The organism is Streptomyces sp. NBC_00829 (assembly GCF_045161795.1).
Classification (GTDB): domain Bacteria; phylum Actinomycetota; class Actinomycetes; order Streptomycetales; family Streptomycetaceae; genus Streptomyces.
Genome location: NZ_CP108867.1, coordinates 5,239,055 through 5,261,329, shown reverse-complemented (window position 1 = coordinate 5,261,329; position 22,275 = coordinate 5,239,055). Strand labels below are relative to the sequence as shown.

Here is a 22,275-nt window from a genome sequence, read left to right as displayed (position 1 = left end):
CCAACTCCGGTCAAGGTGTAGACCACTTGCCCGCCTGCCGGATGAAAGAATCCCGGCATGGCGGAAATCATCCAGAAGGGCGGCAGCTGGGCCTTCGACGGGGACACCGTGCGCATCGTGCCGGGCAGCGACAAGAGCGTGAGCCCACTGCGCAAGTCCCTCGGTGAAGTCGCCGTGCCCCTGCGGGCGTTGGCCGGGATCTCGTACGAGCCCGGCAAGAAGTCAGGACGGCTGCGGCTCCGCCTGCGCGACGGCGCCGACCCGCTCCTGCAGATCACGGGCGGCAAGCTGGAGGACGGCTCCGACCCCTACCGGCTGAGCGTGGAGAGCGACCGCACCGGCGTCGCCGAGTACTTCGTCGACGAGGTGCGCAACGCCCTCCTGCTGGAACAGATCCCACCGGGCCCGGTGGACGGCTATCTCCTTCCCGGTCCCTCCCTGCCGATCACCGTGAGCGCGGGCGACGGCACCGCCGGGTTCGACGGCGAGCTGATCCGTCTGGAGTGGAACTGGAAGACCGAGGAGTCCAAGTCCTCCGGCGGCCCCCGCGCCCTCGCCCTGGTGGACGTGGAGTCGGTGGAATGGCTGCCGTCGGCCGGCCTGGAGAACGGCTACCTCCGCTTCCGGGTGACCAGGGCCGGCTCCCCGCCCCCGGCGAAGTACGACCCGTACGCCGTGGAGCTGTGGGGCTTCCGCAAGGACCCGCTCATGGCCCTGGTCGGAGCGGCCGTCGCGGCGCGCCTGCCGCATCCGTACGCGCCGCAGGACGCCCTGCCGCCGGCCCCGCACGTCCAGGCCGCCGTGACCGCCGGTGACGATCATGACGTGCTGCTGCGGCGACTGCGGGAACTGGGCGAGCTGCATCAGTCGGGGATACTGACGGACGAGGAGTTCACTACCGCAAAACAGGCCGTTTTGAAGCGACTGTAAGCATCACTTGCCCGGAATCGGGCAGGATTCTTGCAATCACGGTAGGCGACCCTCCAATATCTACGGGTGCTCGAACATCGCCATCCGGGGCGTCCGTCCCACGACGACCTCATCGATCACCTGGTGCGCAGCACCGCGCTCCAGCGCGGTGAAGCGGCCCGGGTGGTGCTCGACGTGCTGGCGTACTTCGACGAGAAGACCGAGGAATTCGTCCGCCGCCGCCACCGTGAGCTGCAATCGGGTGGCCTGGCGAACGCGGAGATCTTCGAGCGGATCGCGGCCGAGCTGCCGCACCGCGCCGTGGCGCCGCCGGAGCTCTCGCTCCGCCAGCTGCGCCGCATGGTCTACGGCTGACCGGCCGGGCACAGAACTGATCTACCGGAGGGGCATAACTCTATGTGCGGAATTGTCGGCTACATCGGCAAGCGTGACGTGGCACCACTGCTGCTGGAAGGCCTGCAGCGGCTGGAGTACCGGGGGTACGACTCCGCGGGCATCGTGATCACGAGCCCCAAGGCCACCGGCCTGAAGATGGTCAAGGCCAAGGGCCGGGTCCGTGACCTGGAAGCCCGCGTCCCCAAGCGCTTCGCCGGCACCACCGGCATCGCCCACACCCGCTGGGCCACGCACGGAGCCCCGAGCGACATCAACTCGCACCCGCACCTCGACCCCGAGAACAAGGTCGCGGTCGTCCACAACGGCATCGTCGACAACGCCGCCGAGCTGCGCGCGAAGCTGGAAGCGGACGGCGTGGTCTTCGCCTCCGAGACCGACACCGAGGTGCTCACCCACCTCATCGCCCGCTCCCAGGCCGAGACGCTCGAGGAGAAGGTCCGCGAGGCACTCAAGGTCGTCGAGGGCACCTACGGCATCGCCGTCATGCACGCCGACTTCAACGACCGCATCGTGGTGGCCCGCAACGGCTCCCCGGTCGTTCTCGGCATCGGTGAGAAGGAGATGTTCGTCGCCTCCGACGTCGCCGCGCTGATCTCCCACACCCGCCAGATCGTCACCCTCGACGACGGCGAGATGGCCACGCTGAAGGCCGACGACTTCCGCACGTACACGACCTCGGGCACCCGCACCACCGCCACTCCCGAGACCGTCGAGTGGGAGGCCGCCTCCTACGACATGGGCGGCCACGACACGTACATGCACAAGGAGGTCTCGGAGCAGCCCGACGCGGTGGACCGCGTCCTGCGCGGCCGCATCGACGAGAAGTTCTCCACCGTGCACCTGGGCGGCCTGAACCTGGACGCCCGCGAGGCCCGCGGCATCCGTCGTGTGAAGATCCTCGGCTGCGGCACCTCGTACCACGCGGGCATGATCGGCGCCTCGCTGATCGAGGGCCTGGCCCGTATCCCCGCGGACGCCGAGCCGGCCTCCGAGTTCCGCTACCGCAACCCGGTCGTGGACCCCGACACCCTCTACATCGCCGTCTCCCAGTCCGGTGAGACGTACGACGTGCTCGCCGCGGTGCAGGAGCTCAAGCGCAAGGGCGCCCGCGTCCTCGGCGTGGTCAACGTGGTGGGCTCCGCGATCGCCCGCGAGGCCGACGGCGGCGTGTACGTGCACGCCGGCCCCGAGGTCTGTGTCGTCTCCACCAAGTGCTTCACCAACACCGTGGTCGCCTTCGCGCTGCTCGCCCTGCACCTGGGCCGCATCCGCGACCTCTCGGTCTCCGACGGCAAGCGGATCATCGAGGGCCTGCGCAAGCTGCCCGCGCAGATCACCGAGATCCTGGAGGGCGAGGCCGAGATCAAGAAGCTCGCCGAGGAGTACGCGGGCGCCAAGTCGATGATGTTCATCGGCCGGGTGCGCGGCTACCCGGTGGCGCTGGAGGCCTCCCTGAAGCTCAAGGAGATCTCCTACATCCACGCCGAGGCCTACCCGGCCTCCGAGCTCAAGCACGGCCCGCTGGCGCTCATCGAGCCCGCGCTGCCGACGGTCGCGATCGTCCCGGACGACGACCTGCTGGAGAAGAACCGCGCGGCGCTGGAGGAGATCAAGGCCCGCAGCGGCCGTATCCTCGCCGTCGCGCACCGCGAGCAGGAGAAGGCCGACCACACGATCGTCGTGCCGAAGAACGAGAACGAGCTGGACCCGATCCTGATGGGCATCCCGCTCCAGCTCTTCGCGTACCACACGGCGCTGGCGATGGGCCGCGACATCGACAAGCCGCGCAACCTGGCGAAGTCGGTCACGGTCGAGTAGCCGACCGGCCCGACCGGACACATGTGAACAGGCGGTCCCCCCGCACGCAGCAACCGGTGCGTGCGGGGGGACCGCCTTTTTGGGGCAAGCCGGCGCCGCCCGGTGCCGGCTTGCGGCTGCCTCAGCCGGTGGCCGTCACTCCCCGGCCGGCAGCGCGTCCCGAGAAGGTCGGCCACTTGGCGAGCTCGGCCGTCGCGCCGTACCAGGCCGCGAGGCCCGCGACCGCGCCGGCCCAGCCGCCCGCCTTGGCCAGTCCGTCCATCTCGGCGAACGAAGCGATGCCGAGCAGCAGCAGCGACACGAACAGCAGCCCGTACACGCCCTGTCCGAGCAGTCCGCTGCCGGCGGACGCAGCGGTCAGGGTGAGAGCGAGCAGCGCCCACAGCAGCAGGAAGAGGCCTGCCGCCTCGGCCGACACTTCATTTCCCGCGCCCGTGCCCCAGGTGAACCAGAAAGCGCCGAGACCCGAAAACGCCGTTCCCGTACCGGCGTTGCCCGCACGGAACTCGAGCAGTCCGGCGATGAACAGCGCGACGCCGCCGACCCAGGTCGCAAGTCCGGTCGCGTCCGCGGCCGTCACGTTGTCGATCACTCCGGTGTTGCCGACGCCGAACGCCAGCAGGGTCAGTCCGAGCGCGAGATGGCCGAGAGTCGAAGAAGTAGCGCTTCCCGCAGAGACGTCGTTGTCCACGGCGGGCTCCCTTCGTGTTCTGTGAAGTCGTGCTGCAACCCAGCGACCGTCATGTACCCTTCACAAGCGCACAATCCACCTCTACGGGCCAGTAGTTTTCCGTGCACACAAAGGGAGTTGACCCCGGACGACCTGGGGCGACGGCGTGATTGCGGGACGGGCACGAGCCGATGTGCGCGGGATGACGGAACACCGCGGAACGCCAGGGTCCGCGGAACGGCCGCGGAAGCGCGGGGGCTCCGGACAGCTTCGGAAGCTAGGGGATCACGACGACGGGTCGCTGCGCGCGCCGCGCGAGCCGTCCCGCCACGGAGCCGAAAATGCGCCCCACGATGCCGTGCGTCGAGCCGACGACGATCGCGTCGGCCGAATACTCCCGGCCGACCTCCTCCAGCTCGTGGCAGATGTCACCGCCGCGCTCGACGAGGATCCAGGGAACCTCGGTCAGATAGTCCGCGCAGGCCAGCTCCAGGCCGAGGACCTCGGTGCGGTGATCGGGGACGTCCACGAAGACGGGGGGCTCGCAGCCGGCCCAGACGGTGGTCGGCAGGCGGTTGGCCACATGGACGATGATCAGCCCGGAGCCCGACCTTCTCGCCATGCCGATGGCGTACGCGAGCGCCCGCTCGCTGGATGTCGACCCGTCGAAGCCGACGACGACTCCGTGCCGGAAGGCAGGGTCGCAGGGATGACGTGTTTCTTCTGCCGCTTGCAGGTCCGACGAAGGGTCGGCTACCTGCTTGCGGTCCGCGGGTTCGGGGATTTCGTGACCGGCCATCGGTGTCTCGGCGAAGAAGGTCCTCTGGGGAGGGGTCGTCTCAGGCAGGGTGCGTCGGTTGGCATGGCGACGGAGCTGTGTCCGGGAATCATCTTCCCTGGCCCCTACCCCCAAGGGTACGGCGACACTCCTCCCGTGCCCAGAGCCCGCCTCGCCATGCGCGGCGTTCCAGGGAGCATGCCCGAGCCCGCCCCGTATGGCAATGCCGCTTGGTGCCTACAGCCGTCTGTATGGTCGCACCCAGTGACCGGAACGCTCCGCTCCTCGTTGGCACCTCGGTCACCCCGCAGCCCTCAGGGAGCATCCGTGCCCGCACCGCCGCCCGCCCCTCTGCCCGCCCGTTCCCCGGCCCCGCCGCGCGGGCGTCGCCGGGCGTCGCGCCGGACGACGGAAGCGGGCGCCGGCCCCGGCGAGCGCGCGCCGCACCCCTCGTCCGAGTCCGCCGGCGAGGTCGTGCGATGGGCCGCCTTCAGCTGCGTGCTCGTGCCGGTCGTCCTTGTCGTGTACGGGACGTCCGTCGGGGGCGCCGCCGCCGCGGCCCTCGGTCTGGCCGCCGTGACCGCCGCCTGCCGGGTACTGCTGCGCCAGTCCGAACGCGCCGCCGCGCAGGCCCGCGGGGCGGACTCGGCACCGGCCCGCGGCAGGCGTGCGCGGACGGGTCCGGGGGCGCGACGGGGCGGTCGCCATGGAGCGGGGCGTGCGCCCGGCGACTGACGGGTTCACACACTCACACCCGTATATTTTCAGCCAACTTCGCGTCAGTGGCCCTCCCGTGGCGAAATGGCCTGCCAACCCCCTTGCCACCAGGGAAGAAAGGACCATTCGCGGCTCGTGCACCCTACGTGGATGGGCCATGCGCGGCAGGCGCACTTCCCTGTGCGGCCCCCGAGTGGAACGCTTCGTGATCGAATGCTTCGCGCCAAGTTGCCAAGTCGACATAGCGGGGCATGACGAACTTGTCACGTCGGCGCCACGGGACACAGTAGATTCGATCATGAGTATCGAAGTCTCGGGACTCGTGCAAAACCGAGGGGAAACGTGCAGGAGCGAAAGGCCCGAAACGAACGGGGAGACGCGAACACCGAGGGGGGCTTAGCGTCATGAGTCAGGACTCCGCCGCACCGGAGGCAGCACGGAAACTTTCCGGCCGCCGGCGCCGGGAGGTTGTCGCGGTGCTGCTGTTCAGCGGCGGCCCCATTTTTGAAAGTTCCATCCCACTCTCGGTGTTCGGAATTGACCGTCAGGACGCCGGAGTTCCCCGCTATCGACTGCTCGTATGCGGTGGCGAGGAGGGCCCGCTGCGGACCACCGGCGGGCTGGAACTGACCGCGCCGTACGGCCTGGAGGCCATCGGCAGAGCAGGCACTGTCGTCGTACCGGCCTGGCGGTCGATCACCTCACCGCCACCGCCGGAAGCGCTCGACGCGCTGCGCCGCGCTCACGAGGAGGGGGCCCGGATCGTCGGACTGTGCACGGGTGCGTTCGTGCTGGCCGCGGCCGGTCTGCTGGACGGCCGCCCGGCCACCACACACTGGATGTACGCACCGACGCTGGCCAAGAGGTATCCCTCTGTCCACGTCGATCCGCGTGAGCTGTTCGTCGATGACGGCGATGTGCTCACTTCGGCCGGAACGGCGGCCGGAATCGATCTCTGCCTCCACATCGTGCGCACCGACCACGGCACCGAGGCCGCCGGGGCTCTGGCCCGCAGGCTGGTCGTGCCGCCGCGCCGCAGTGGCGGGCAGGAGCGCTATCTGGACAGGTCTTTACCAGAGGAAATCGGGTCGGACCCGCTGGCCGAGGTCGTCTCGTGGGCGCTGGAGCATCTCCATGAACAGTTCGACGTGGAGACGCTGGCCGCACGGGCGTACATGAGCCGACGGACCTTCGACCGGCGATTCCGTTCACTGACCGGCAGCGCGCCGCTCCAGTGGCTGATCACCCAGCGGGTGCTCCAGGCCCAGCGGCTCCTGGAGACCTCCGACTACTCCGTGGACGAGGTCGCGGGCCGCTGCGGCTTCCGCTCGCCGGTGGCTCTGCGCGGCCACTTCCGGCGTCAGCTGGGCTCGTCCCCGGCCGCGTACCGGGCCGCCTACCGGGTCCGTCGTCCGCAGAGCGAGTCCGCACCGACCGCAGTGGTGGAAGCGGTCGTGCCGGTGCAGGCCAGGCGGGCCGCCGCGGCGGCCGGGGCGCCAGGTCACTCGGCCACGTCGGCCGCTCCTCCGGAGCTCGGCAAGCCTCCGTCCGACGCGTACGCGTCAGGCCACGGCCGTCCGAGCCTGCCGGGCCAGCGGAGCGCGCCCTAGACGGACCGCACTCCGGTCGGCCCGGGGTCCGTCTTTTGGATCAGGCCGGTGCCGGGCACGCGAGCCCGGCCCGATCCAAAAGACAGGCCCTAAGGTAGGACGCATGAACGATCGCATGGTGTGGATCGACTGCGAGATGACCGGGCTCTCGTTGACGGACGACGCACTCATCGAGGTGGCCGCACTGGTCACCGACTCGGAACTGAACGTGCTCGGCGACGGGGTGGACATCGTGATCCGCCCGCCGGACGCGGCGCTGGAAACCATGCCCGAGGTGGTGCGGCAGATGCACACCTCCTCGGGCCTCCTCGACGAGCTTGCGGGCGGCACCACGCTCGCCAGCGCCGAGGCCCAGGTTCTGGCGTACGTACGTGAACACGTCAAGGACCCAGGCAAGGCTCCGCTCTGCGGGAACTCGGTCGGCACCGACCGCGGCTTCCTGCTGCGCGACATGCCGACCCTGGAGGACTACCTCCACTACCGGATCGTCGATGTCTCCTCGGTCAAGGAACTGGCTCGCCGCTGGTACCCGAGGGCGTACTTCAACAGTCCGGAGAAGAACGGCAACCACCGGGCGCTGGCGGACATCCGTGAATCCATCGCGGAGCTGCGCTACTACCGGGAGGCGGTCTTCGTGCCGCAGCCCGGGCCCGACTCGGACACCGCGAAGCAGATCGCGGCCAAGCACGTACTGCCCGCGGAGTAGGACCCGCGCCAGAGGGCCGTAAACCCGGGCGCGAGCACCCTCTGGGACCCTGTACACTTTTTCTCGGCCGGTCGGGAAGAAGACCGGTCGTGGTGGGTATAGCTCAGCTGGTAGAGCACCTGGTTGTGGTCCAGGATGTCGCGGGTTCGAGTCCCGTTACTCACCCTGAATGATCAAGGCCCGACCTGTGAAAACAGGTCGGGCCTTCTTCATGCCCCAATCACGGGGGTCCCGTGGGGGTCCGCTATCGCGGAAACCCCCTTATGGTCACCGCCATGGCGTACATCCAAGAGCGCCCCCACAAGAACGGGGCCGTCACATACCAGGTCCGATGGATCGAGGGCGGCGGACGCACGGGCGAGAAGCAGTCCGAGCGGTTCGGGGACCGAGGCTCCGCAGAGCAGTTCAGGGACCTCGTCAATGCCCACGGTCAGCACTGGCCTCACGGCTGGGTCAGCGGCCGAGGTTTTGTCGAGCCGGAGACTCACCCCGGCGATGTGCCGATCGCCGACTACGCGAACCGCTACGTAGACCGGCTGACAGGCATCGAGGACCGCACCCGCGAGGACTACCACCGCGAGGTGCGCCTCCACTTCTCCGTTCTCCGGCACACCGACGCCTACGGCCAGGAGCACCCGGCGACGATCTGCACCCTCACTCAGGACGACGTGACCGACTGGGTACGCGCCGAGGAGAAAGGTGAGCAGGACCCGGCGGACCCGGAGAAGTGGACGCGCAGGCCGGCTGATCCGAAGAGCATCGCGAACCGGCACGGGCTGCTGTACTGCATCGTCCAGTCGGCCATCGACGCCGACCCGCAGCTGCGAACGGCGAACTGCTGCAAGGCCACGAAGCTCCCGCGCGTAGACGATCATACGGTCGAGGAGATGACGTTCCTTGAGCGCGACGAGTACCAGCGGATCGCCGCGGAGATCACCGACCCGGACGCGCGGGACCTCGCAGACTGGCTCGTCGGTACAGGGATGCGCTGGGGCGAGGCAACGGCCTTGAAGGTGAGCGACCTCAACCTCATCGCCGACCGGCCCTCAGTGAACGTCCAGCGGGCATGGAAGAAGGCGAAGAAGGGTGCCCCGGGCGGCGCGTTCTACCTCGGCCCGCCCAAGACGAAGAAAGCGCGCCGACTCCTGCGGCTGTCCCCGGTGCAGGTCGACTTGGCGCGGCGCCTGGTGACAGGCCTCGGCCCGGATGACTACGTGTTCCGAGCCGCGATGGGCGGGGCGTGGCGGCATGCGAACTTCTACAACCGGAAATGGAAGCCGGCCGTCGAAGCAGCCGTGAAGAAGGGCCTGCCGAAGCGGCCCAGGATCCACGACTTGAGGCACACGCACGTCTCGTGGCTGATCGCGTCACGCATCCCGCTGCCAGCGATCCAGATTCGCCTCGGGCACGAGAGCATCCAGACCACGGTGGACCGGTACGGGCACCTGGAGCAGGGCCTCGACGACGACATTGCGTCCGCCGTCGAGGCCGCGATGGGCGTACCTGCGCCGCGCACGGGACTGCGGCAGGTGGTCTAGGAGTCGGCGGGGTCGGCGGGGTCGGCGGGGTCGGTGTCTTCGCCGGCCGCGCGCTGGATCCAGACCGCGCTCTGCACCATCGCAGTGAGAAGCTCGGTCATTTCGGCGGCAAGCCGCTCGGTGGCCTCGCCTTCGCGGATGACGAACGTGTGTTTCGGGGGCCGCCACATAGGCATACACAGGACGCCGTCGGGGAGTTCGCTGCCTGGCCGCAGTTGTACGACGCTTTCCAGGGCTCGCAAGGGGTGGGCCAGATTTTCGGGGGTGGGGTCGAGTCGATCCCACAGCCCGGTCTCGAAAGCGACGCGGTGCTGCTCGTTGAAAGTGGCGAGGAGCCGCTCGGTGGCCTCGCCCGGCATGATGACGACGCTGACGACCGGACCGTCGGCATCCTTGAGGGCGACGACGCGCCCCTCCGGGATTTCGTCGTCGTCCGTCGCGAACCGGAAGCAGGCTTGGATCGCCTCGCGCATACTCTCCAACCCCTCTGGTCCGGCAACCCCGACCGACGCATGTCCGTTCGAAGCAGGGCTGGAACCCCATCTTCCACCCCCGGGCGGATGACTATCATCCACCCGCCTGCGGGGTTTCACTAGATGGGAAACGGAAGCGACGGAGCTACTTGTGAGGGCTAGGACTGGCGGAAGGTTTCGATGATCGCGAGCACCTTGCGCCGATCCTCGGGACTCAGATCCTCGAAACCGTGCACCATCGCTCGCACTTGGGCATCCTCGGAGTACACCGAATCCATGCCGAAGAATTGCGCGGCGGCAGCATCCTGGATCACACGCAAGGGCACCCTAAGACCGGCGGCAAGTGCCCGCAGTTCAGGGAGTCGCGGCGGCTTGACTCGCTCGCCCGCCAAGAGATTACCCAGCGTGCCTCGTGTCCAGAGGGGGCCTGTATCCCGGTCCTCTGGATCAATGCAAGCAGCCGCGAGGGCGCGGAGGCTGATCCTGTTCTCGGCCATGCGCTCCCGCACGAGGTGAGAGAGGTCGGCTCTCTCCTCGGACGAGTCGGCGTGGGGTGTCGCCTCGTCGGTCATCAGCACTTTTCCCGTCTCCAGGTCGCTATGGGCTGCCCGATGTCCATGTGACCACTGATACGCAAGCCGGATAGATCCAGCTCACAGCATCGGCGCGACTTACTTCGTGGTCACAGTGTCCAGGTTCTTAGCCGACCCTTGCCACCCCACCGGGCGACGTTGACTCAATATCCGCACAACCGAGGTGGCTAAGAATCTGGACAGAGCGACCAACTTTCTGGCAATCTTGGGGTGTCCAAGTTTTTGGCCACCCGTCTTTGGGGTTGCACCTATGCACCTTGCCCAGCGATACCGGCTGGTCAGCCCAGACCGCCTGCGGATGCTCATGGAACGGACAGGCTCCGGCTCCGCCATCTCCAGCCGCGAACTCGCGGCCCGGGTGGGCGTCTCTCGCGGCCTGATCAACAACCTGCTCAACGGCATCACGAAGACCACCCGCGTCGAAGTCGCAGAGGGAATCTGCCAAGTCATCGGTGTTGACCTGCTGATTCTGTGGGCGCCCACGGGGCGCGCCGTCCCGGCTGACGACACCGAGAACAAGACAACGGCGGTGCCGGCATGAGCCGCCGCTACACGTACGCCGAGGCCGCGGCCGAACTGCGCGTCGAGGAACGGTGGTTGCGCCGGAACATCGGCCGCCTGCCGCGCTCCAAGAAGGGCCGCGTCGTCACCTTCTCGGACGCGGACCTGGAACGCATCGACGCGATGTTTCACCACGACCCGACGACCGGCCCTCTCGCCGTCGTCACCACGCCCGCCGAGGGCGCGCATCCGCTGCGTCACCTTCGGCCGCTGCCGCCCCGCGGTGCTGCTGTCCGTAGCAGCTGATCAAACGCAAGCGGGGCCGCCCGGACCGGGCCTGGTCCGTACGCGACCCCTCGGCACCTCAACCCAACGAATCGAGGACACCGTGAGCATCACCCTACCGACCAACCTCCCCGCCGAGGACGGCCAGCAGACGACCGCCGTATCCGTGCCCGTGCAAGACCTGCTGAGCGACTACATCCACCGTGCGTCCGTGTACGTGCCGCCGCTGGACTCCGCCCGGGAGGCGGCGCGGCAGGCGCTGGCCGAGCACGAGGGCGCGAGTATCCACGACCACACCTCGATGATCAAGGCGGCCGTGGTGCTCGGCAGGGAACTGCGGGGCCTGCTGGCGTCTCTGGACGCCGTGGACGGTGCGGCGTGAGCGCCCCGGTGTCGCGTGACCCGCTGGTGGTGAACACACGGGACGGATCCTGCTGGGTGCGCCGCGCGGTGACGCGGGAGGGGCGCGGGTTGTATGCGCTGGAGGGTGCTCCGGCGTGCTGTCCGGAGTATGTGCTGGCGTCTCTGCGGGAGTTGGCGGAGATCGGGTTGCGGGGGATGGCTGATGCCCTGCCGATGCCGGTCGGTACGCCTCGGTGTGTCGAGGACGAACTGGCTGGCGTGAGTCTGTCCCTCTTCGAGGAGGAGCAGGTCTCCGCGCGGCTGCGTCTGGCGGTGAAGTCGGCTCAGCGTGGTCGGCGTGTGTTGCGGGCCCGGGTCGCCGAGCTGGAGGCTGCGTCGGGTGACGGGTCGACGCGGACGGTCGACGAGGACCCGATCGTGTTCGCGCTGACCGAGGAGGCCGCTGCGCTCCCGGGTTTCTGCCGCAACGTGAGCCCGTACGGCCGCCGTTGCGACCAGCCCTCAGAGCACGACGGCGACCACGCCATGGCCGACGGCGCGGGTGGTCACTTCGGCTGGCCCGCTACGGACGTTGTCCGCCCGGAGGCGTTGCACGCGTCGTCGGGTGCGGTCATCGAGATCCCGGCCGCGCCTGTCGATGGCCCGAACGGCTGCGGCCGTTGCGGCATCGCGGAACGGCGGCACGGGATCCAATACGGCGACGGCGGCGGGCACGCCTTCGAGCGGCCGACGCAGGAGCAGATCAAGGAGCGCATGTTGCGTCGCCGTTCGGTGACGGAGCTCCGCGGCCTGCTCGCCGGGCCGCGAGAGGACACGGGTTACGTGTCGCCGCTGCACCGCGACTACGCGACGCCGCACGACCTGCCCTCGCCGGAGGTGCAGTCGTGACGGACAACGACACGTTCAGGAACTGGTTCCGAACGACGCGCAAGGAAGCGGGCCTGTCCCAGCAGAAGGTCGCCGACGCCCTTCAGGCTGAAGGCTACGCGTTCTCCCAGACGACCGTGGCGAAGATCGAGCGGGGTGACCGCCCGCTCCGACTGGACGAGGCGGCGGCGATTGCGCGCCTGTTCGGTACAACGCTGGACGTCGCCCTCGGCCTCAAGCCCGGCGACCCGAACAGCCTCGCAGCCCGCCAGCTCGCTGGCCGTACGTCGCTTCTCCAGCAGATCCGCGCGGTCATCGGCGCCGAGCTGGATGGTGCGTCGTGAGCGCCTACATGAGCCGCGGCCGCGGCGTCCTCGTCAAGCTCCGCGTCGAGCACCGCATGTCCCTCGACGAGCTCGTCCTTGTTCTCTTCGCCTCGTACGAGGACGTCGACGCTGAAGAGCACTTCACGGTGGCCGACATCCGGCAGGCCATCGCCACCCAGCTGGTGCGCGAGGGCACCGAGTCAACGCTCTCCGCGTCGGACCGGATCGGCGAGGCCAACGACAACGGCGACGAGGACGGTGTCGCCGAACGGCTGGCCTGGGCTCGCCGCATGGTCGCGAAGGCGTACCGCCGGGACTTCGCCAAGTTCCCTGCCGAGCTGGCCGCGTTCGAGGCGGGTGAGTCGTCGTGACTGATATCCGCAAAGCCGCGCTCGTCGTGGCTGACCGAGCCGTCGACGCCGACGAGTGCCGCCTGCTGCTCGACATGCTCGGGCTCCTCGGCGGACTCGCCCCGGCCGCGCCGAAGCGGCGCGGGCGTCGGCCCGTGGACCGCGGGCACGGCGACTACCGCACCTACATCAAGGGCTGCCGCTGCGACGCCTGCCGTGAGGCGCATCGCGTGCACATGGCCGCCCGTCGGGCCGTGTGGGCTGCCGATCCGTCGGCGGCCGACCGTGCGGGGCACGGCAAGAGGTCCACGTACCGGAACTATCACTGCCGCTGCGAGCCGTGCACGACGGCGAACACCGCTGGCGTGACTGCTTACCGGGCTCGTCGCCGGGATCGTGCGCTGGCCGAGTCGGGGGGTGCGCGATGACGGGACTCCAGATCTTCGCCACCGCGTTCACCGCGCATGCCCTGGGCTCTGTGCTCCTGGTCCGGCTGTGCGAGGCCGACGACCTCAACCCCCTCCACCATGCCCGCGCCGTCTACCACCGGCTGGCGCTGACCGTGGCCGCGCTGCTCCTGATCCTCGGAGGCACCACCAATGTCCGCTGAAGACTTCGACATCGACCCGGAAGAGACCGCGGCCGAGCTCCGTGACCAGGCCATGGGCGAGGACGGGTACCGCGACCCGCGCGCTTGGCGGCCGATGCGGCACCCGCTGTTCCGGCCCACGGTCGAGCACTTCAAGGCCAACCCGCTGCCGTCGCAGCGTGAGGCAGGTGCGGCATGAGCGCCCGCGAGGCGGCGATCCAGGCCGTCAAGGATCACCCGTCCACCACGTTCATGGCTCCGTATGAGTCGCTGGCCGATGCGGTGTTGGCCGCGGCTGGTCCGCTGCTCCGCGCCGAGGTGCTGCGCGAGGCCGCAGCCGAGGCGGACGCGCGCACCGAGTCGCACACCGTTCGGGCCGTCGCCGATGTGCTGCGCCGCATGGCCGACGCCGCCGAACAGGGCGAGACGGACACCCGCGAGGGAGCGTCCACTCCCCAGCCCGCGAAGACTTGCCGTAACTGCCGCAAGCCGTTCGACCCGACCGACACCCGATTCGACGGCCGCGCCCGGTCCGGCAACACGCCGTACTGCCGCAGCTGCGTCGACCGGTGCCACGAGTCCACCGACGCCTTCCACGTGTGCGCCGTGTGCCGCTCCCACGCTGAGGGCGGCGATGCCCGATGAGCACCCTTGAGCGGCTGATCGCCGCACTCGAAGCCTCGCCCGAGGTACGCCCCGGCACAGCCAGGCAGCTCGTCGCCGACTTGGTCGCCGACGTGCTTAACGAGACGCCACTGTTCCTCGCCGAGTACGACAGCGTCGAGTCCGAGGTGTTCCTCAACCCGGACGACGCCCGCGCCATGTGCGACGACATTGCTCAGGCCGTGGCGAACGGGCAGTGCTGGGACTGGTCGCGGAATGAGCACGGCGTGTACGTGCAGTTCTGGACGCACGAGGACGACGACCGGCCGCTGCACTTGACTGGCGGCACGGTCACTGAGATCCGGGTGCAGCGTCCGGCCGCCGAGGCTCAGGAGAAGGACAACACCCGCGAGGGCGAGTCCACTCAGGCCCGGCGATCCGCCACCCGCCTCGCCGCCTTCTTCGACGGAGCCCACAAGGGCGGTGCCCGCGAGGAGCTGACGTCGGAGCGACTGGCCGAGATCGGGGATCTGCTCAAGTACGGCGACTCCGGCGAGAAGGACACGGCCCCCGCCGCGACGTCCACTCCCCAGCCCGCCGAGGAGCGCATCGTCGCCTACCGCAACACCCACCGGCCGGGCGTGCTGCTGTGCCGCGAGCACGGAGACGGCTGGGCGTGGCTGACCCCGCTCACCTCCGACGACCTGCCGGACGGCGGGATCTGCACCCACGGCGACCCGGCCGACCCCGACGACGTGTGCGGCGTGGACGTCCTGATCGACGCCCCCAGGGCAGGGCAGAAGGACACCCGCGAGGGAGCGTCCACTCCCGACTTCTTCCAGCCCGGCCACAGCTACGCCTACGAAGCCAGCGGCTTCACCGCCCCAGAGTTGCTCACCGTCTTCCGCGTGGCGAGCACCACTGTCCACCCGGCCACGGGCGAGCCCTTCGCATTCGGATGGATCAGGAAGGGCGAGGCAACCACATGGGTGCCGTACGCGGAACCTGCGGACGACTGGCCCGCCGCATGGTCCGAAATCACCGAGGGCGGCGATGCCCGATGACGACAACCGCGCAGGCCGGGGCGAGCACCGCCCCGGCCGCCGGCCGCAGGGTCACCCCCACCGGCCGCCTCATCCTCCCCGCCGACGCCGACCGCGCCGACTGGCTCCACGCCCGCACCTACGGCATCGGCTCGTCAGACGTGCCCGCAATCCTCGGCGTCGCCAAGCCCCGCACCCCCACCCACGTCTACTACGACAAGCGCGGCGAACTCCCCGACGACGCAGGCGAAGCCGCGTTCTGGGGCACCGTCCACGAGGAGCCCGTAGCCCGCCATTGGGCCATGCGCAACCGGTCCGTGATCCGCCGCGTCGGGCTCGTCGCCCACCAGGACCACCCGCACCGCATGACCACTCTGGACCGGCGCGTCACCGAATGCCCGCTGTCCGAAGACGAGCGCACCGCCTGCGCGCTGGAGGTCAAGACCCGCAGCGCCTTCAAGTCCGCGCAGTGGCACGCCGGACCGCCTGACGACGTCCTCGCGCAGATGCTCCACCAGATCAGCGTCTGCGGATACGAGCACATGCACTACGCCGTACTGATCGGCGGCAACGAGTACCACCAGGGCACCGTACGGGCCGACCAGTACACGGACATCACCGCGGACATCGAGGCCGCCGTCGACCGGTTCTGGTTTGACCACGTCCGTGCCGCCGTGCCGCCGCCCCTCGACGGCGACGGGGAGGACATCGTCGGCGTGTTCCGCCGCATGCACCCCACCCGGTCCGGCGCAGTCGACATCGACCGGCACGAGGACGCCTATGACGCGCTCTGCGACTACGAGCGGGCCCGCCTCGACGAGAAGGCCGCGGAGAAGCGGAAGAACGCCGCGAAGGCCCGCATGCTCGCCGCCCTCGACGACGCGCAGACGGCCCTCATCGGCGGAGAGACCGCCTACGCCATGACGCCGACGAACGGCCGCCCCGCGATCGACCTCGAACTCCTCGCCGAACGCTGGCCGGACGCCTACGAGGCGGTCGTCACCTCGAAGCCGGGCGAGCGGCTCGACATCTCCAAGACCTACCGACTCAAGGGGGACTCCTGATGGGACTGCGCGAGAACGCAGCCGCAGCCGCCGGCCGCACGCTCGACGACGAGCAGCACCACAGCCCGGCCGACGCTGAAGACACGGCACCGCTGCCTGACCCGATGGCCGACTACGAGCCCGGCGACAACGACCCCGACATGGTGCCCGTGCACCTCGCGTGGCTCCGCGTCCGCCGCGACATCCGCGCCATCGGCAAGGGCGAGCTGTACAACCAGTCCGGCACCCGCTTCAACTTCCGCGGCGTCGACACCGTGGTCAACGTATTCGGGCCCGTCACGCTCAAGCACGGCGTGCACGTCATGTCCTCCAAGGTCGAAGCCACGTACGGCACGAAGAACACCAAGTCCGGCGGCACGATGCGGGAGTGCTCCGTCCTCGTCACCTGGACGATCCTGGGGCCGATGGGGGACACCTTCACCCTCCAGACCATGGGCGAGGCCCTCGACACCGCGGACAAGAGCACGACCAAGGCACAGTCCGTGGCGCTTCGAACGCTGCTGCTGGGCTTCGGTCTGACGCCGACGCACGACACGGACCCGGACGCCGACCGCATCGAGCGCGGCGTCGAGGCTCCGGCCCGGTCCGCCGAGTCGTACCGCGACGAGATCCTCGACAAGAAGACGTCGCAGGGCCGGTTGCAGCAGATCGGCTACGAGCTGGCCAACCTGCGGATGCTCAACACGAAGGTCCCGAACGAGACCAACGAGTTGGAGACCCTCGACGCCCTCGGGCAGCGGATCTACAAGGAGCGCGCCGCGGGTGGTGGCGCATGAGCTGGCACCTCGGCCGCATGTGCGGCTTCGACCTGGAAACCACCGGCCCCAACCCCGAAACCGCCCGCATCGTCACCGCCTGCGTCGTCCAGTGCGGCGGTAAGCAGCCCACCGACTCGGCCGTGTGGCTCACCGACGTCGACGGCAACGAGATCCCCGACGAGGCCGCAGCCATCCACGGCATCACCACCGACCGCGCCCGCACTGAGGGCGCGCCGCTTGCCGAGGCTGTCGTCGAGATCGTCGCCGCGCGCACGCAGGTGATCGCCTCCGGGATCCCGGTCGTGGCAATGAATGCCCGCTACGACATCACCGTGTTGGACCGGGAGGCCCGCCGCTTCGGCATCGACCCGCTGCCCGAAGGCTTCCCCGTCGTCGACCCGTTCGTCCTCGACAAGCGGTTCGACAAGTACCGCAAGGGATCACGGAAGCTCACCGCCCTGTGCGAGCACTACGCAGTGCCGATCGGCGACGCGCACTCCGCGGACGCCGACGCCATCGCCGCGTGCCGTGTCGCGTGGCGGCAGGGCCAGCGGTACCGCGAGCTCGCCTCGCTGTCGCTGGACAACCTGCACAAGTCACAGGTCGGTTGGGCCGCCGCGCAGGCCGCTTCGCTCCAGGAGTACTTCCGGAAGAAGGACCCGGCCGCGGTCGTCGAGGGCGCCTGGCCGCTCATCCCGCACCAGGGAGGCGAGCACTGATGCCCTGGATCACCACCCGCCGCCTGAACCACCTGCAAGCCATCGCAGACATGTACGCCGAGAACGCCCGCGGCGCATGGAAGGCGCAACGCTCCGCAATCACCAACGCCGCAAAGATCGCCGAGCGGTTCGTGTCCGCCGACGAGCGCACCCGCGCTGTAGAGAAGCGCCTCGACCGCGTCCTCCGGGCCTGCGCCGGATACCGCGCCACCATCCGCAAGCGCGACCAGCGGATCCGCGCCCTGGAAGCACGCCTTGACGACCTCCTCGGCCTGAACCAGCAGGGGGTACGAGACGGGGCCATGTGGCAGGAGCGGCGCACGGACAAGCCGAAGCAGGTGGCGCCGTGACGGAGTACTACCGCGACGAGCAGGTGACCCTCCTTCTCGGTGACGCCCTGGAGCAGCTCCGCACCCTGCCGGACGGTGCGGTCGACTGCGTCGTCACCAGCCCGCCGTACTACGGGCTGCGCGACTACGGCACCGAAGGTCAGTACGGGCTCGAAGCCACGCCCGTCGAGTACGTCGAGACGATGCGTGCTCTGTTCGCCGAGGCTCGCCGCGTCCTCGCCGACGACGGCACGCTGTGGCTCAACCTCGGCGACAGCTACGCCACCACCGCATCAGGTAAGCCCGGTGCTGCAACCACGCTCGGCGGGGGACGCCGTATTCGCGAGGTGCAGGTGCAGGGTTCCCGCACGAAGGGCGGCGATCTCGCACAGAAGAACCTGCTCGGGATTCCCTGGCGCACGGCGTTCGCGCTCCAGGACGACGGCTGGATCCTCCGCAACGAGATCATCTGGCACAAGCCGAACGCGATGCCCGAATCCGTGCGCGACCGGCTCAGCAACCGGCACGAGCACCTGTTCCTGCTCACCAAGAACGCCCGCTATCACTTCGACCTGGACGCCATCAGGCAGCCGTGGAAACCGCAAAGTGCCCGGCATCATGCAAGGTACGGCGGACGGTACGACACCGAGTACGGCACACCGGGCGCCAGCCATGGCGAGCGCGCGAGCACTCTGCACTGCTCAGCGATGAACCCGCTCGGCCGCAACCCAGGCGACGTCTGGGACATCACCACCAAGCCATACCCGGCCGCGCACTTCGCGGTGTTCCCGATCGACCTGCCGATCCGCTGCATCAAGGCCGGCTGCAAGGCCGGCGGGACCGTCCTCGACCCGTTCTCGGGGTCCGGGACGACCGGCGCCGCAGCTCGACAGCTCGGCCGGAAGTACGTCGGCATCGACCTCAACGCGGGCTACCACGACCTCGCCAAGCAGCGATTCGCGCAAGGCGTCCTTGACTTCGGAGGCGCCGCGTGACGATCCCGACCCTGTTCGACCACCAGACCCCCGCGGCCGGGCCGACCCCCCGCCCGGCCGCGGCCGGGGCCGACATCACCATCGTCGTCCACGGAACGCCCGGCCCGCAGGGCTCGAAGCGCCACGTCGGCAACGGCCGCATGGTCGAGTCATCGAAGAAGGTCAAGCCGTGGCGGCAGGACGTCAAAGCATCCGCACTCATGGCTATGTCCGAGATCGAGGACTGGCAGCCCCTCGACGGGCCACTCGTCGCGAGCATGACGTTCGCAGTCCGGCACAAGCCGAGCAGCAAGCCCTCGTGGTGGACGCCCGGTGTCCGCTGGTCTAAGACGCTGATGTGGCGGCCGGGTTCGATGCCCGACCTGTCCAAGCTGCTGCGCGCCACCGAGGACGCCCTCACCGACGCCGGGGTGTGGAAGGACGACGCGCGTGTCGTCGAGTACCGCCGGCTTGCGAAGCACTACGTCGGTGACCCGTGCGAGGACGTGCTGGCGTCCGGGCCGGGCTGCGTGATCCGCGTGTGGCGACTGTCCGAGGCGGTGGCGTCATGACGACCCGCGCCCCCGACACCCTCGAACCCGCCGACACCTGGCGCAGCGATGGGCTCTGCGGCAAGCCCCAGTACAAGGACCAGAGAGACCTCTGGTTCCCCCACACCACAGACCGGGCCGCAGCCACAGCAGCCAAGAAGATCTGCAACGTCTGCCCCGCCATGGAGACGTGCGCCACCTGGGCACTCACCCACCGCGTCGAGTCCGGGATCTGGGGCGGCCTCGACGAAGCCGAACGCCGCCGCATCCACCGCCGGAAGGTGCAGCTCGACGACGCGGAGCAACTGGCCCAGGCCGCGGTGGAAGCGACGCTCGAATCCGCGCTCCAGAAGGCCCTCGCCCGGCACACGCGACCGGGCACGTTCGGCCACACCGTGTGGACCACGCGCAGTACGTCGGTGGCGGTCCGCGGCGTCGCGTACACGCCGATGCGGCTCGCTTTCTACGTCCACTACGGCCGCCCTGCTGAGGGCACCGTCCGAGCCGCGTGCGGCCTTCTGGGGTGCGTGACGGGTGAGCACCTCCTCGACGGGCGCCTGCGACGCCTACGACAGGGCGGACTCCCGTGACCCGCCCCCAGCTACCGCCCGGCGGACTCCTCGACTGGCGCGACCAATCCCACTGGTCGTGGACGGAGAAGCCGTGCCGGTACTGCGGCCACCCGACCCATCTCCGCGACTCCCACCGCAGCCCCGCACACAAGGTCTGCGCTGAGGAAGCCCTCGCCATCCAGGCGGCCGAAGCCGCCGACGCCTACAGGAAGGACACGATCACGTGACTGAGATCCTGACCAGTTCCGAGCACCAGGCGCTCGTCGGTCATGAGGCTGTCATCGAGCGCGGGATCGCCACGTTCGTCGAAGTCGGCAACGCGCTCGCGGAGATCCGGGAGCGGCGGCTCTACCGCGCGGAGCACGGATCGTTCGAGGACTACTGCCGAGCTCGGTGGAAGTTCGGCCGTCGCCGGGCAAACGAGCTGATCGCGTCCGCTGAGGTGGTGGGCGCAATTGCGCCCACTGAACTCCCGGTTCCGGAGAACGAGGGCCAGGCCCGAGAACTCTCCCGCGTACCCGAGCCGGAGCGCGCCGGAGTTTGGGCCGCCACGATCGAGCGCACCGAGGGGAAACCGACCGCCGCCGCCGTGCGCGAGACGCACGCCGTCCGCCAGCTCGCCGCGCTCCTCCTCCACCGCGCCGGATACGACCGCGAATGGATCGCCAACCGCCTCGACGGAGCTGAAGCCCCGCAGGACACCGCCTCGGTCACACCGGAGCTGCTGGACGCCGCGGCCGAGCATCTACAAGCCATCGGCATCACCTACTACGGCGTCGGCCAGGCGGTCGCCGCGCTCCGCAAAGAAGCCGCAGTGGAGCCGCAGCAGCCCGCCATCGCGACGGATACGGACCTGCTGGCCGGTGACGACTGGGTCCAGCCCGGCGAGGAGCCGGGGCTCGTCGACGAGTTCGGCGTCGACGAGCCCGCCCCTGTTCAGCAGCCGAAGCCGAAGCGGCGCCCGCTGCCTGAGGCGTTCGCCGACGCCAGCCGCGACCTCACCCGCGCCGCGGAACGCCTCGCCCGCCTCACCGAAGACGACCGGTTCCCCAAGAACCGGGACACCACCCACAACCAGCTCCCCGAACTCCTCAGCGCGCTGGAACACACCACCCGCCTCCTCCAGGCCATGAACCTCCCGGCCACCGAGGCAAGCGAAGAGGCCCGCCGCTGGTGGGCGACGAGCCTCCACAACACCTGCGACGCCCTGCGCGACGTCGCCGACTCCATCCAGAAGGAGAACGGAAGTGCGTAAGACCACTGTAGCCATGCCCGACCCCGACGAGCCGCAGTACAACGTCCTCTACATCACCCCCCAACTCGCCGAGAAGTGGCTGAGGCAGAACACCCACAATCGCAACCTCCGCGAGCGTGTCGTCAACGGCTACGCCACGGACATGCGCGACGGGAACTGGGTCGAGGACGGGCAGAGCATCAAGTTCGCGAAGGGTGACGTCCTCCTGCTGGACAGCCCGCCCATCCGCGGCGGCGCGCTCCTCGACGGGCAGCACCGCCTGAGCGCCATCGTCACGGCCGACGTCACCGTCCGCATGCTCGTCGTGTCCAACTTGCCCGACACGACTCAGGACACCATGGACACCGGCGCCAAGCGGTCCCTCGGCGACGTCCTCAAGCTCCGCGGCGAAGACCACTACGTCACCCTGGCGGCAGCTCTCCTGCGCGTCTACGTGTGGAAGCAGGGCGCCCGCAAGAACCTGAAGACAGCCGGTCGCTCCCGGCCCACGCACCGCCAGCTGCTCCGCGTGCTCGACGAGCACCCCGAGCTCCGGCGCTCCGCAGAGATGGCCTCGCGCGTCAGGAACTCCGTCCGGCTGTCCGCCAGCACCGGTGCCCTCTGCCACTGGCTGTTCAACCGGGTCGACGCCAGCGACTGCGCGTTCTTCTTCGCCCGCCTCACCGACCACGCCGGCCTGGTGCCCGGCGACCCGATCTACGCCCTGCGCCGCGTCATCGAAAACCTCGCGAAGGCAACCGGACGCCCCGACGAGGCACTCATCACCGCTCTCGTGATCAAGGCGTGGAACTTCTACCGAGCCGGTGAGGAGATCCAGACGCTCGCGTTCAAGGCGGGCGGGGCGAAGCCGGAGACGTACCCCGAGCCCAAGTAGCCCGCCCTGCCCGGGGCCACCGC

General features: G+C 69.4%; 32 protein-coding genes and 1 tRNA gene. 29 read left to right on the top strand and 4 right to left on the bottom strand.

The features are described 5' to 3' along the window. Positions 1-57: 57 nt before the first annotated feature. The 3 genes from OG293_RS23430 (at position 58) to glmS (ending at position 3,144) form a co-directional block, all read left to right on the top strand. Complete coding sequence (locus OG293_RS23430; RefSeq protein ID WP_406000753.1) at positions 58-930, top strand: DUF4429 domain-containing protein; 873 nt, start codon at positions 58-60, stop codon at positions 928-930. A 66-nt stretch (positions 931-996) separates the two neighbouring features. Further along, on the top strand, positions 997-1,284 hold the full coding sequence (locus OG293_RS23425; RefSeq protein WP_406000752.1) for a hypothetical protein: 288 nt from the start codon (positions 997-999) through the stop codon (positions 1,282-1,284). A 42-nt stretch (positions 1,285-1,326) separates the two neighbouring features. Further along, positions 1,327-3,144 (top strand): glutamine--fructose-6-phosphate transaminase (isomerizing), encoded by a 1,818-nt coding sequence (glmS, locus tag OG293_RS23420; RefSeq protein ID WP_406000751.1) that lies wholly within the window; start codon positions 1,327-1,329, stop codon positions 3,142-3,144. A gap of 121 nt (positions 3,145-3,265) precedes the next feature. Here glmS and OG293_RS23415 read toward each other — a convergent pair whose 3' ends face one another. Then, positions 3,266-3,835: an acetate uptake transporter gene (locus OG293_RS23415; RefSeq protein ID WP_406000750.1), complete on the bottom strand. Its 570-nt coding sequence runs from the start codon at positions 3,833-3,835 to the stop codon at positions 3,266-3,268. Positions 3,836-4,091: 256 nt separating this feature from the next. Next, the gene (locus OG293_RS23410) at positions 4,092-4,613 is read right to left on the bottom strand and encodes a universal stress protein (protein ID WP_406000749.1); all 522 of its coding nucleotides are present in this window, start codon (positions 4,611-4,613) and stop codon (positions 4,092-4,094) included. A gap of 306 nt (positions 4,614-4,919) precedes the next feature. Here OG293_RS23410 and OG293_RS23405 point away from each other — a divergent pair, with 306 nt between their 5' ends. From OG293_RS23405 to OG293_RS23385, 5 genes are all read left to right on the top strand, one after another. Beyond that, on the top strand, positions 4,920-5,327 hold the full coding sequence (locus OG293_RS23405) for a hypothetical protein (RefSeq protein ID WP_406000748.1): 408 nt from the start codon (positions 4,920-4,922) through the stop codon (positions 5,325-5,327). Between the two features lie 386 nt (positions 5,328-5,713). After that, the gene (locus OG293_RS23400; RefSeq protein ID WP_406000747.1) at positions 5,714-6,919 is read left to right on the top strand and encodes a GlxA family transcriptional regulator; all 1,206 of its coding nucleotides are present in this window, start codon (positions 5,714-5,716) and stop codon (positions 6,917-6,919) included. A 103-nt stretch (positions 6,920-7,022) separates the two neighbouring features. Continuing rightward, positions 7,023-7,625, top strand: coding sequence for an oligoribonuclease (gene orn / locus OG293_RS23395; protein WP_406000746.1), 603 nt, complete (start codon positions 7,023-7,025; stop codon positions 7,623-7,625). 92 nt (positions 7,626-7,717) lie between these two features. After that, a tRNA-His gene (locus OG293_RS23390) sits at positions 7,718-7,790 on the top strand. Positions 7,791-7,900: 110 nt separating this feature from the next. Further along, positions 7,901-9,163 carry a tyrosine-type recombinase/integrase gene (locus tag OG293_RS23385; RefSeq protein WP_406000745.1) on the top strand — a complete coding sequence of 421 codons (1,263 nt, stop codon included), beginning with the start codon at positions 7,901-7,903 and terminating at the stop codon, positions 9,161-9,163. Here OG293_RS23385 and OG293_RS23380 read toward each other — a convergent pair. Together OG293_RS23380 and OG293_RS23375 are read right to left on the bottom strand one after the other, a co-directional pair. Next, positions 9,160-9,636, bottom strand: a complete 477-nt coding sequence (locus OG293_RS23380; RefSeq protein WP_406000744.1) for a hypothetical protein — start codon at positions 9,634-9,636, stop codon at positions 9,160-9,162. The genes OG293_RS23385 and OG293_RS23380 overlap by 4 nt on opposite strands. A gap of 158 nt (positions 9,637-9,794) precedes the next feature. Continuing rightward, positions 9,795-10,208 carry an XRE family transcriptional regulator gene (locus OG293_RS23375; protein WP_406000743.1) on the bottom strand — a complete coding sequence of 138 codons (414 nt, stop codon included), beginning with the start codon at positions 10,206-10,208 and terminating at the stop codon, positions 9,795-9,797. A 271-nt stretch (positions 10,209-10,479) separates the two neighbouring features. Here OG293_RS23375 and OG293_RS23370 point away from each other — a divergent pair, with 271 nt between their 5' ends. From OG293_RS23370 to OG293_RS23270, 21 genes are all read left to right on the top strand, one after another. Beyond that, complete coding sequence (locus OG293_RS23370; protein ID WP_406000742.1) at positions 10,480-10,770, top strand: helix-turn-helix domain-containing protein; 291 nt, start codon at positions 10,480-10,482, stop codon at positions 10,768-10,770. Beyond that, positions 10,767-11,036: a DNA-binding protein gene (locus OG293_RS23365; RefSeq protein ID WP_406000741.1), complete on the top strand. Its 270-nt coding sequence runs from the start codon at positions 10,767-10,769 to the stop codon at positions 11,034-11,036. The genes OG293_RS23370 and OG293_RS23365 overlap by 4 nt, the downstream gene beginning before the upstream one ends. 82 nt (positions 11,037-11,118) lie before the next feature. Beyond that, the gene (locus OG293_RS23360; protein ID WP_406000740.1) at positions 11,119-11,397 is read left to right on the top strand and encodes a hypothetical protein; all 279 of its coding nucleotides are present in this window, start codon (positions 11,119-11,121) and stop codon (positions 11,395-11,397) included. Next, complete coding sequence (locus OG293_RS23355; protein ID WP_406000739.1) at positions 11,394-12,266, top strand: hypothetical protein; 873 nt, start codon at positions 11,394-11,396, stop codon at positions 12,264-12,266. Before OG293_RS23360 ends, OG293_RS23355 begins: the two co-directional genes overlap by 4 nt. After that, positions 12,263-12,589, top strand: a complete 327-nt coding sequence (locus tag OG293_RS23350; protein WP_406000738.1) for a helix-turn-helix transcriptional regulator — start codon at positions 12,263-12,265, stop codon at positions 12,587-12,589. Before OG293_RS23355 ends, OG293_RS23350 begins: the two co-directional genes overlap by 4 nt. Continuing rightward, on the top strand, positions 12,586-12,942 hold the full coding sequence (locus OG293_RS23345; protein ID WP_406000737.1) for a hypothetical protein: 357 nt from the start codon (positions 12,586-12,588) through the stop codon (positions 12,940-12,942). Before OG293_RS23350 ends, OG293_RS23345 begins: the two co-directional genes overlap by 4 nt. Then, entirely contained in the window at positions 12,939-13,349 is a 411-nt protein-coding gene (locus tag OG293_RS23340) for a hypothetical protein (protein ID WP_406000736.1), read from the top strand. The genes OG293_RS23345 and OG293_RS23340 overlap by 4 nt, the downstream gene beginning before the upstream one ends. Next, entirely contained in the window at positions 13,346-13,531 is a 186-nt protein-coding gene (locus tag OG293_RS23335; RefSeq protein ID WP_406000735.1) for a hypothetical protein, read from the top strand. The genes OG293_RS23340 and OG293_RS23335 overlap by 4 nt, the downstream gene beginning before the upstream one ends. Next, positions 13,521-13,709 carry a hypothetical protein gene (locus OG293_RS23330; RefSeq protein WP_406000734.1) on the top strand — a complete coding sequence of 63 codons (189 nt, stop codon included), beginning with the start codon at positions 13,521-13,523 and terminating at the stop codon, positions 13,707-13,709. The genes OG293_RS23335 and OG293_RS23330 overlap by 11 nt, the downstream gene beginning before the upstream one ends. After that, entirely contained in the window at positions 13,706-14,155 is a 450-nt protein-coding gene (locus OG293_RS23325; protein ID WP_406000733.1) for a hypothetical protein, read from the top strand. Before OG293_RS23330 ends, OG293_RS23325 begins: the two co-directional genes overlap by 4 nt. After that, complete coding sequence (locus OG293_RS23320; RefSeq protein ID WP_406000732.1) at positions 14,152-15,177, top strand: hypothetical protein; 1,026 nt, start codon at positions 14,152-14,154, stop codon at positions 15,175-15,177. Before OG293_RS23325 ends, OG293_RS23320 begins: the two co-directional genes overlap by 4 nt. Next, a complete protein-coding gene (locus OG293_RS23315) occupies positions 15,174-16,220 on the top strand; it encodes a YqaJ viral recombinase family protein (RefSeq protein ID WP_406000731.1) in 1,047 nt (348 codons plus the stop codon). Before OG293_RS23320 ends, OG293_RS23315 begins: the two co-directional genes overlap by 4 nt. Next, positions 16,220-16,996 carry an ERF family protein gene (locus OG293_RS23310; protein WP_406000730.1) on the top strand — a complete coding sequence of 259 codons (777 nt, stop codon included), beginning with the start codon at positions 16,220-16,222 and terminating at the stop codon, positions 16,994-16,996. The genes OG293_RS23315 and OG293_RS23310 overlap by 1 nt, the downstream gene beginning before the upstream one ends. Continuing rightward, the gene (locus OG293_RS23305; protein ID WP_406000729.1) at positions 16,993-17,697 is read left to right on the top strand and encodes a 3'-5' exonuclease; all 705 of its coding nucleotides are present in this window, start codon (positions 16,993-16,995) and stop codon (positions 17,695-17,697) included. Before OG293_RS23310 ends, OG293_RS23305 begins: the two co-directional genes overlap by 4 nt. After that, the gene (locus OG293_RS23300; RefSeq protein WP_406000728.1) at positions 17,697-18,047 is read left to right on the top strand and encodes a hypothetical protein; all 351 of its coding nucleotides are present in this window, start codon (positions 17,697-17,699) and stop codon (positions 18,045-18,047) included. Before OG293_RS23305 ends, OG293_RS23300 begins: the two co-directional genes overlap by 1 nt. Beyond that, positions 18,044-19,021, top strand: coding sequence for a DNA-methyltransferase (locus tag OG293_RS23295; protein WP_406000727.1), 978 nt, complete (start codon positions 18,044-18,046; stop codon positions 19,019-19,021). Before OG293_RS23300 ends, OG293_RS23295 begins: the two co-directional genes overlap by 4 nt. Further along, positions 19,018-19,572, top strand: coding sequence for a RusA family crossover junction endodeoxyribonuclease (locus tag OG293_RS23290; RefSeq protein WP_406000726.1), 555 nt, complete (start codon positions 19,018-19,020; stop codon positions 19,570-19,572). Before OG293_RS23295 ends, OG293_RS23290 begins: the two co-directional genes overlap by 4 nt. Beyond that, positions 19,569-20,141 carry a WhiB family transcriptional regulator gene (locus tag OG293_RS23285; RefSeq protein ID WP_406000725.1) on the top strand — a complete coding sequence of 191 codons (573 nt, stop codon included), beginning with the start codon at positions 19,569-19,571 and terminating at the stop codon, positions 20,139-20,141. The genes OG293_RS23290 and OG293_RS23285 overlap by 4 nt, the downstream gene beginning before the upstream one ends. Beyond that, positions 20,138-20,350, top strand: coding sequence for a hypothetical protein (locus OG293_RS23280; protein WP_406000724.1), 213 nt, complete (start codon positions 20,138-20,140; stop codon positions 20,348-20,350). Before OG293_RS23285 ends, OG293_RS23280 begins: the two co-directional genes overlap by 4 nt. Next, positions 20,347-21,378 (top strand): hypothetical protein, encoded by a 1,032-nt coding sequence (locus OG293_RS23275; RefSeq protein WP_406000723.1) that lies wholly within the window; start codon positions 20,347-20,349, stop codon positions 21,376-21,378. The genes OG293_RS23280 and OG293_RS23275 overlap by 4 nt, the downstream gene beginning before the upstream one ends. After that, the gene (locus tag OG293_RS23270) at positions 21,371-22,252 is read left to right on the top strand and encodes a hypothetical protein (RefSeq protein ID WP_406000722.1); all 882 of its coding nucleotides are present in this window, start codon (positions 21,371-21,373) and stop codon (positions 22,250-22,252) included. Before OG293_RS23275 ends, OG293_RS23270 begins: the two co-directional genes overlap by 8 nt. The last annotated feature ends 23 nt before the right edge of the window (positions 22,253-22,275 follow it).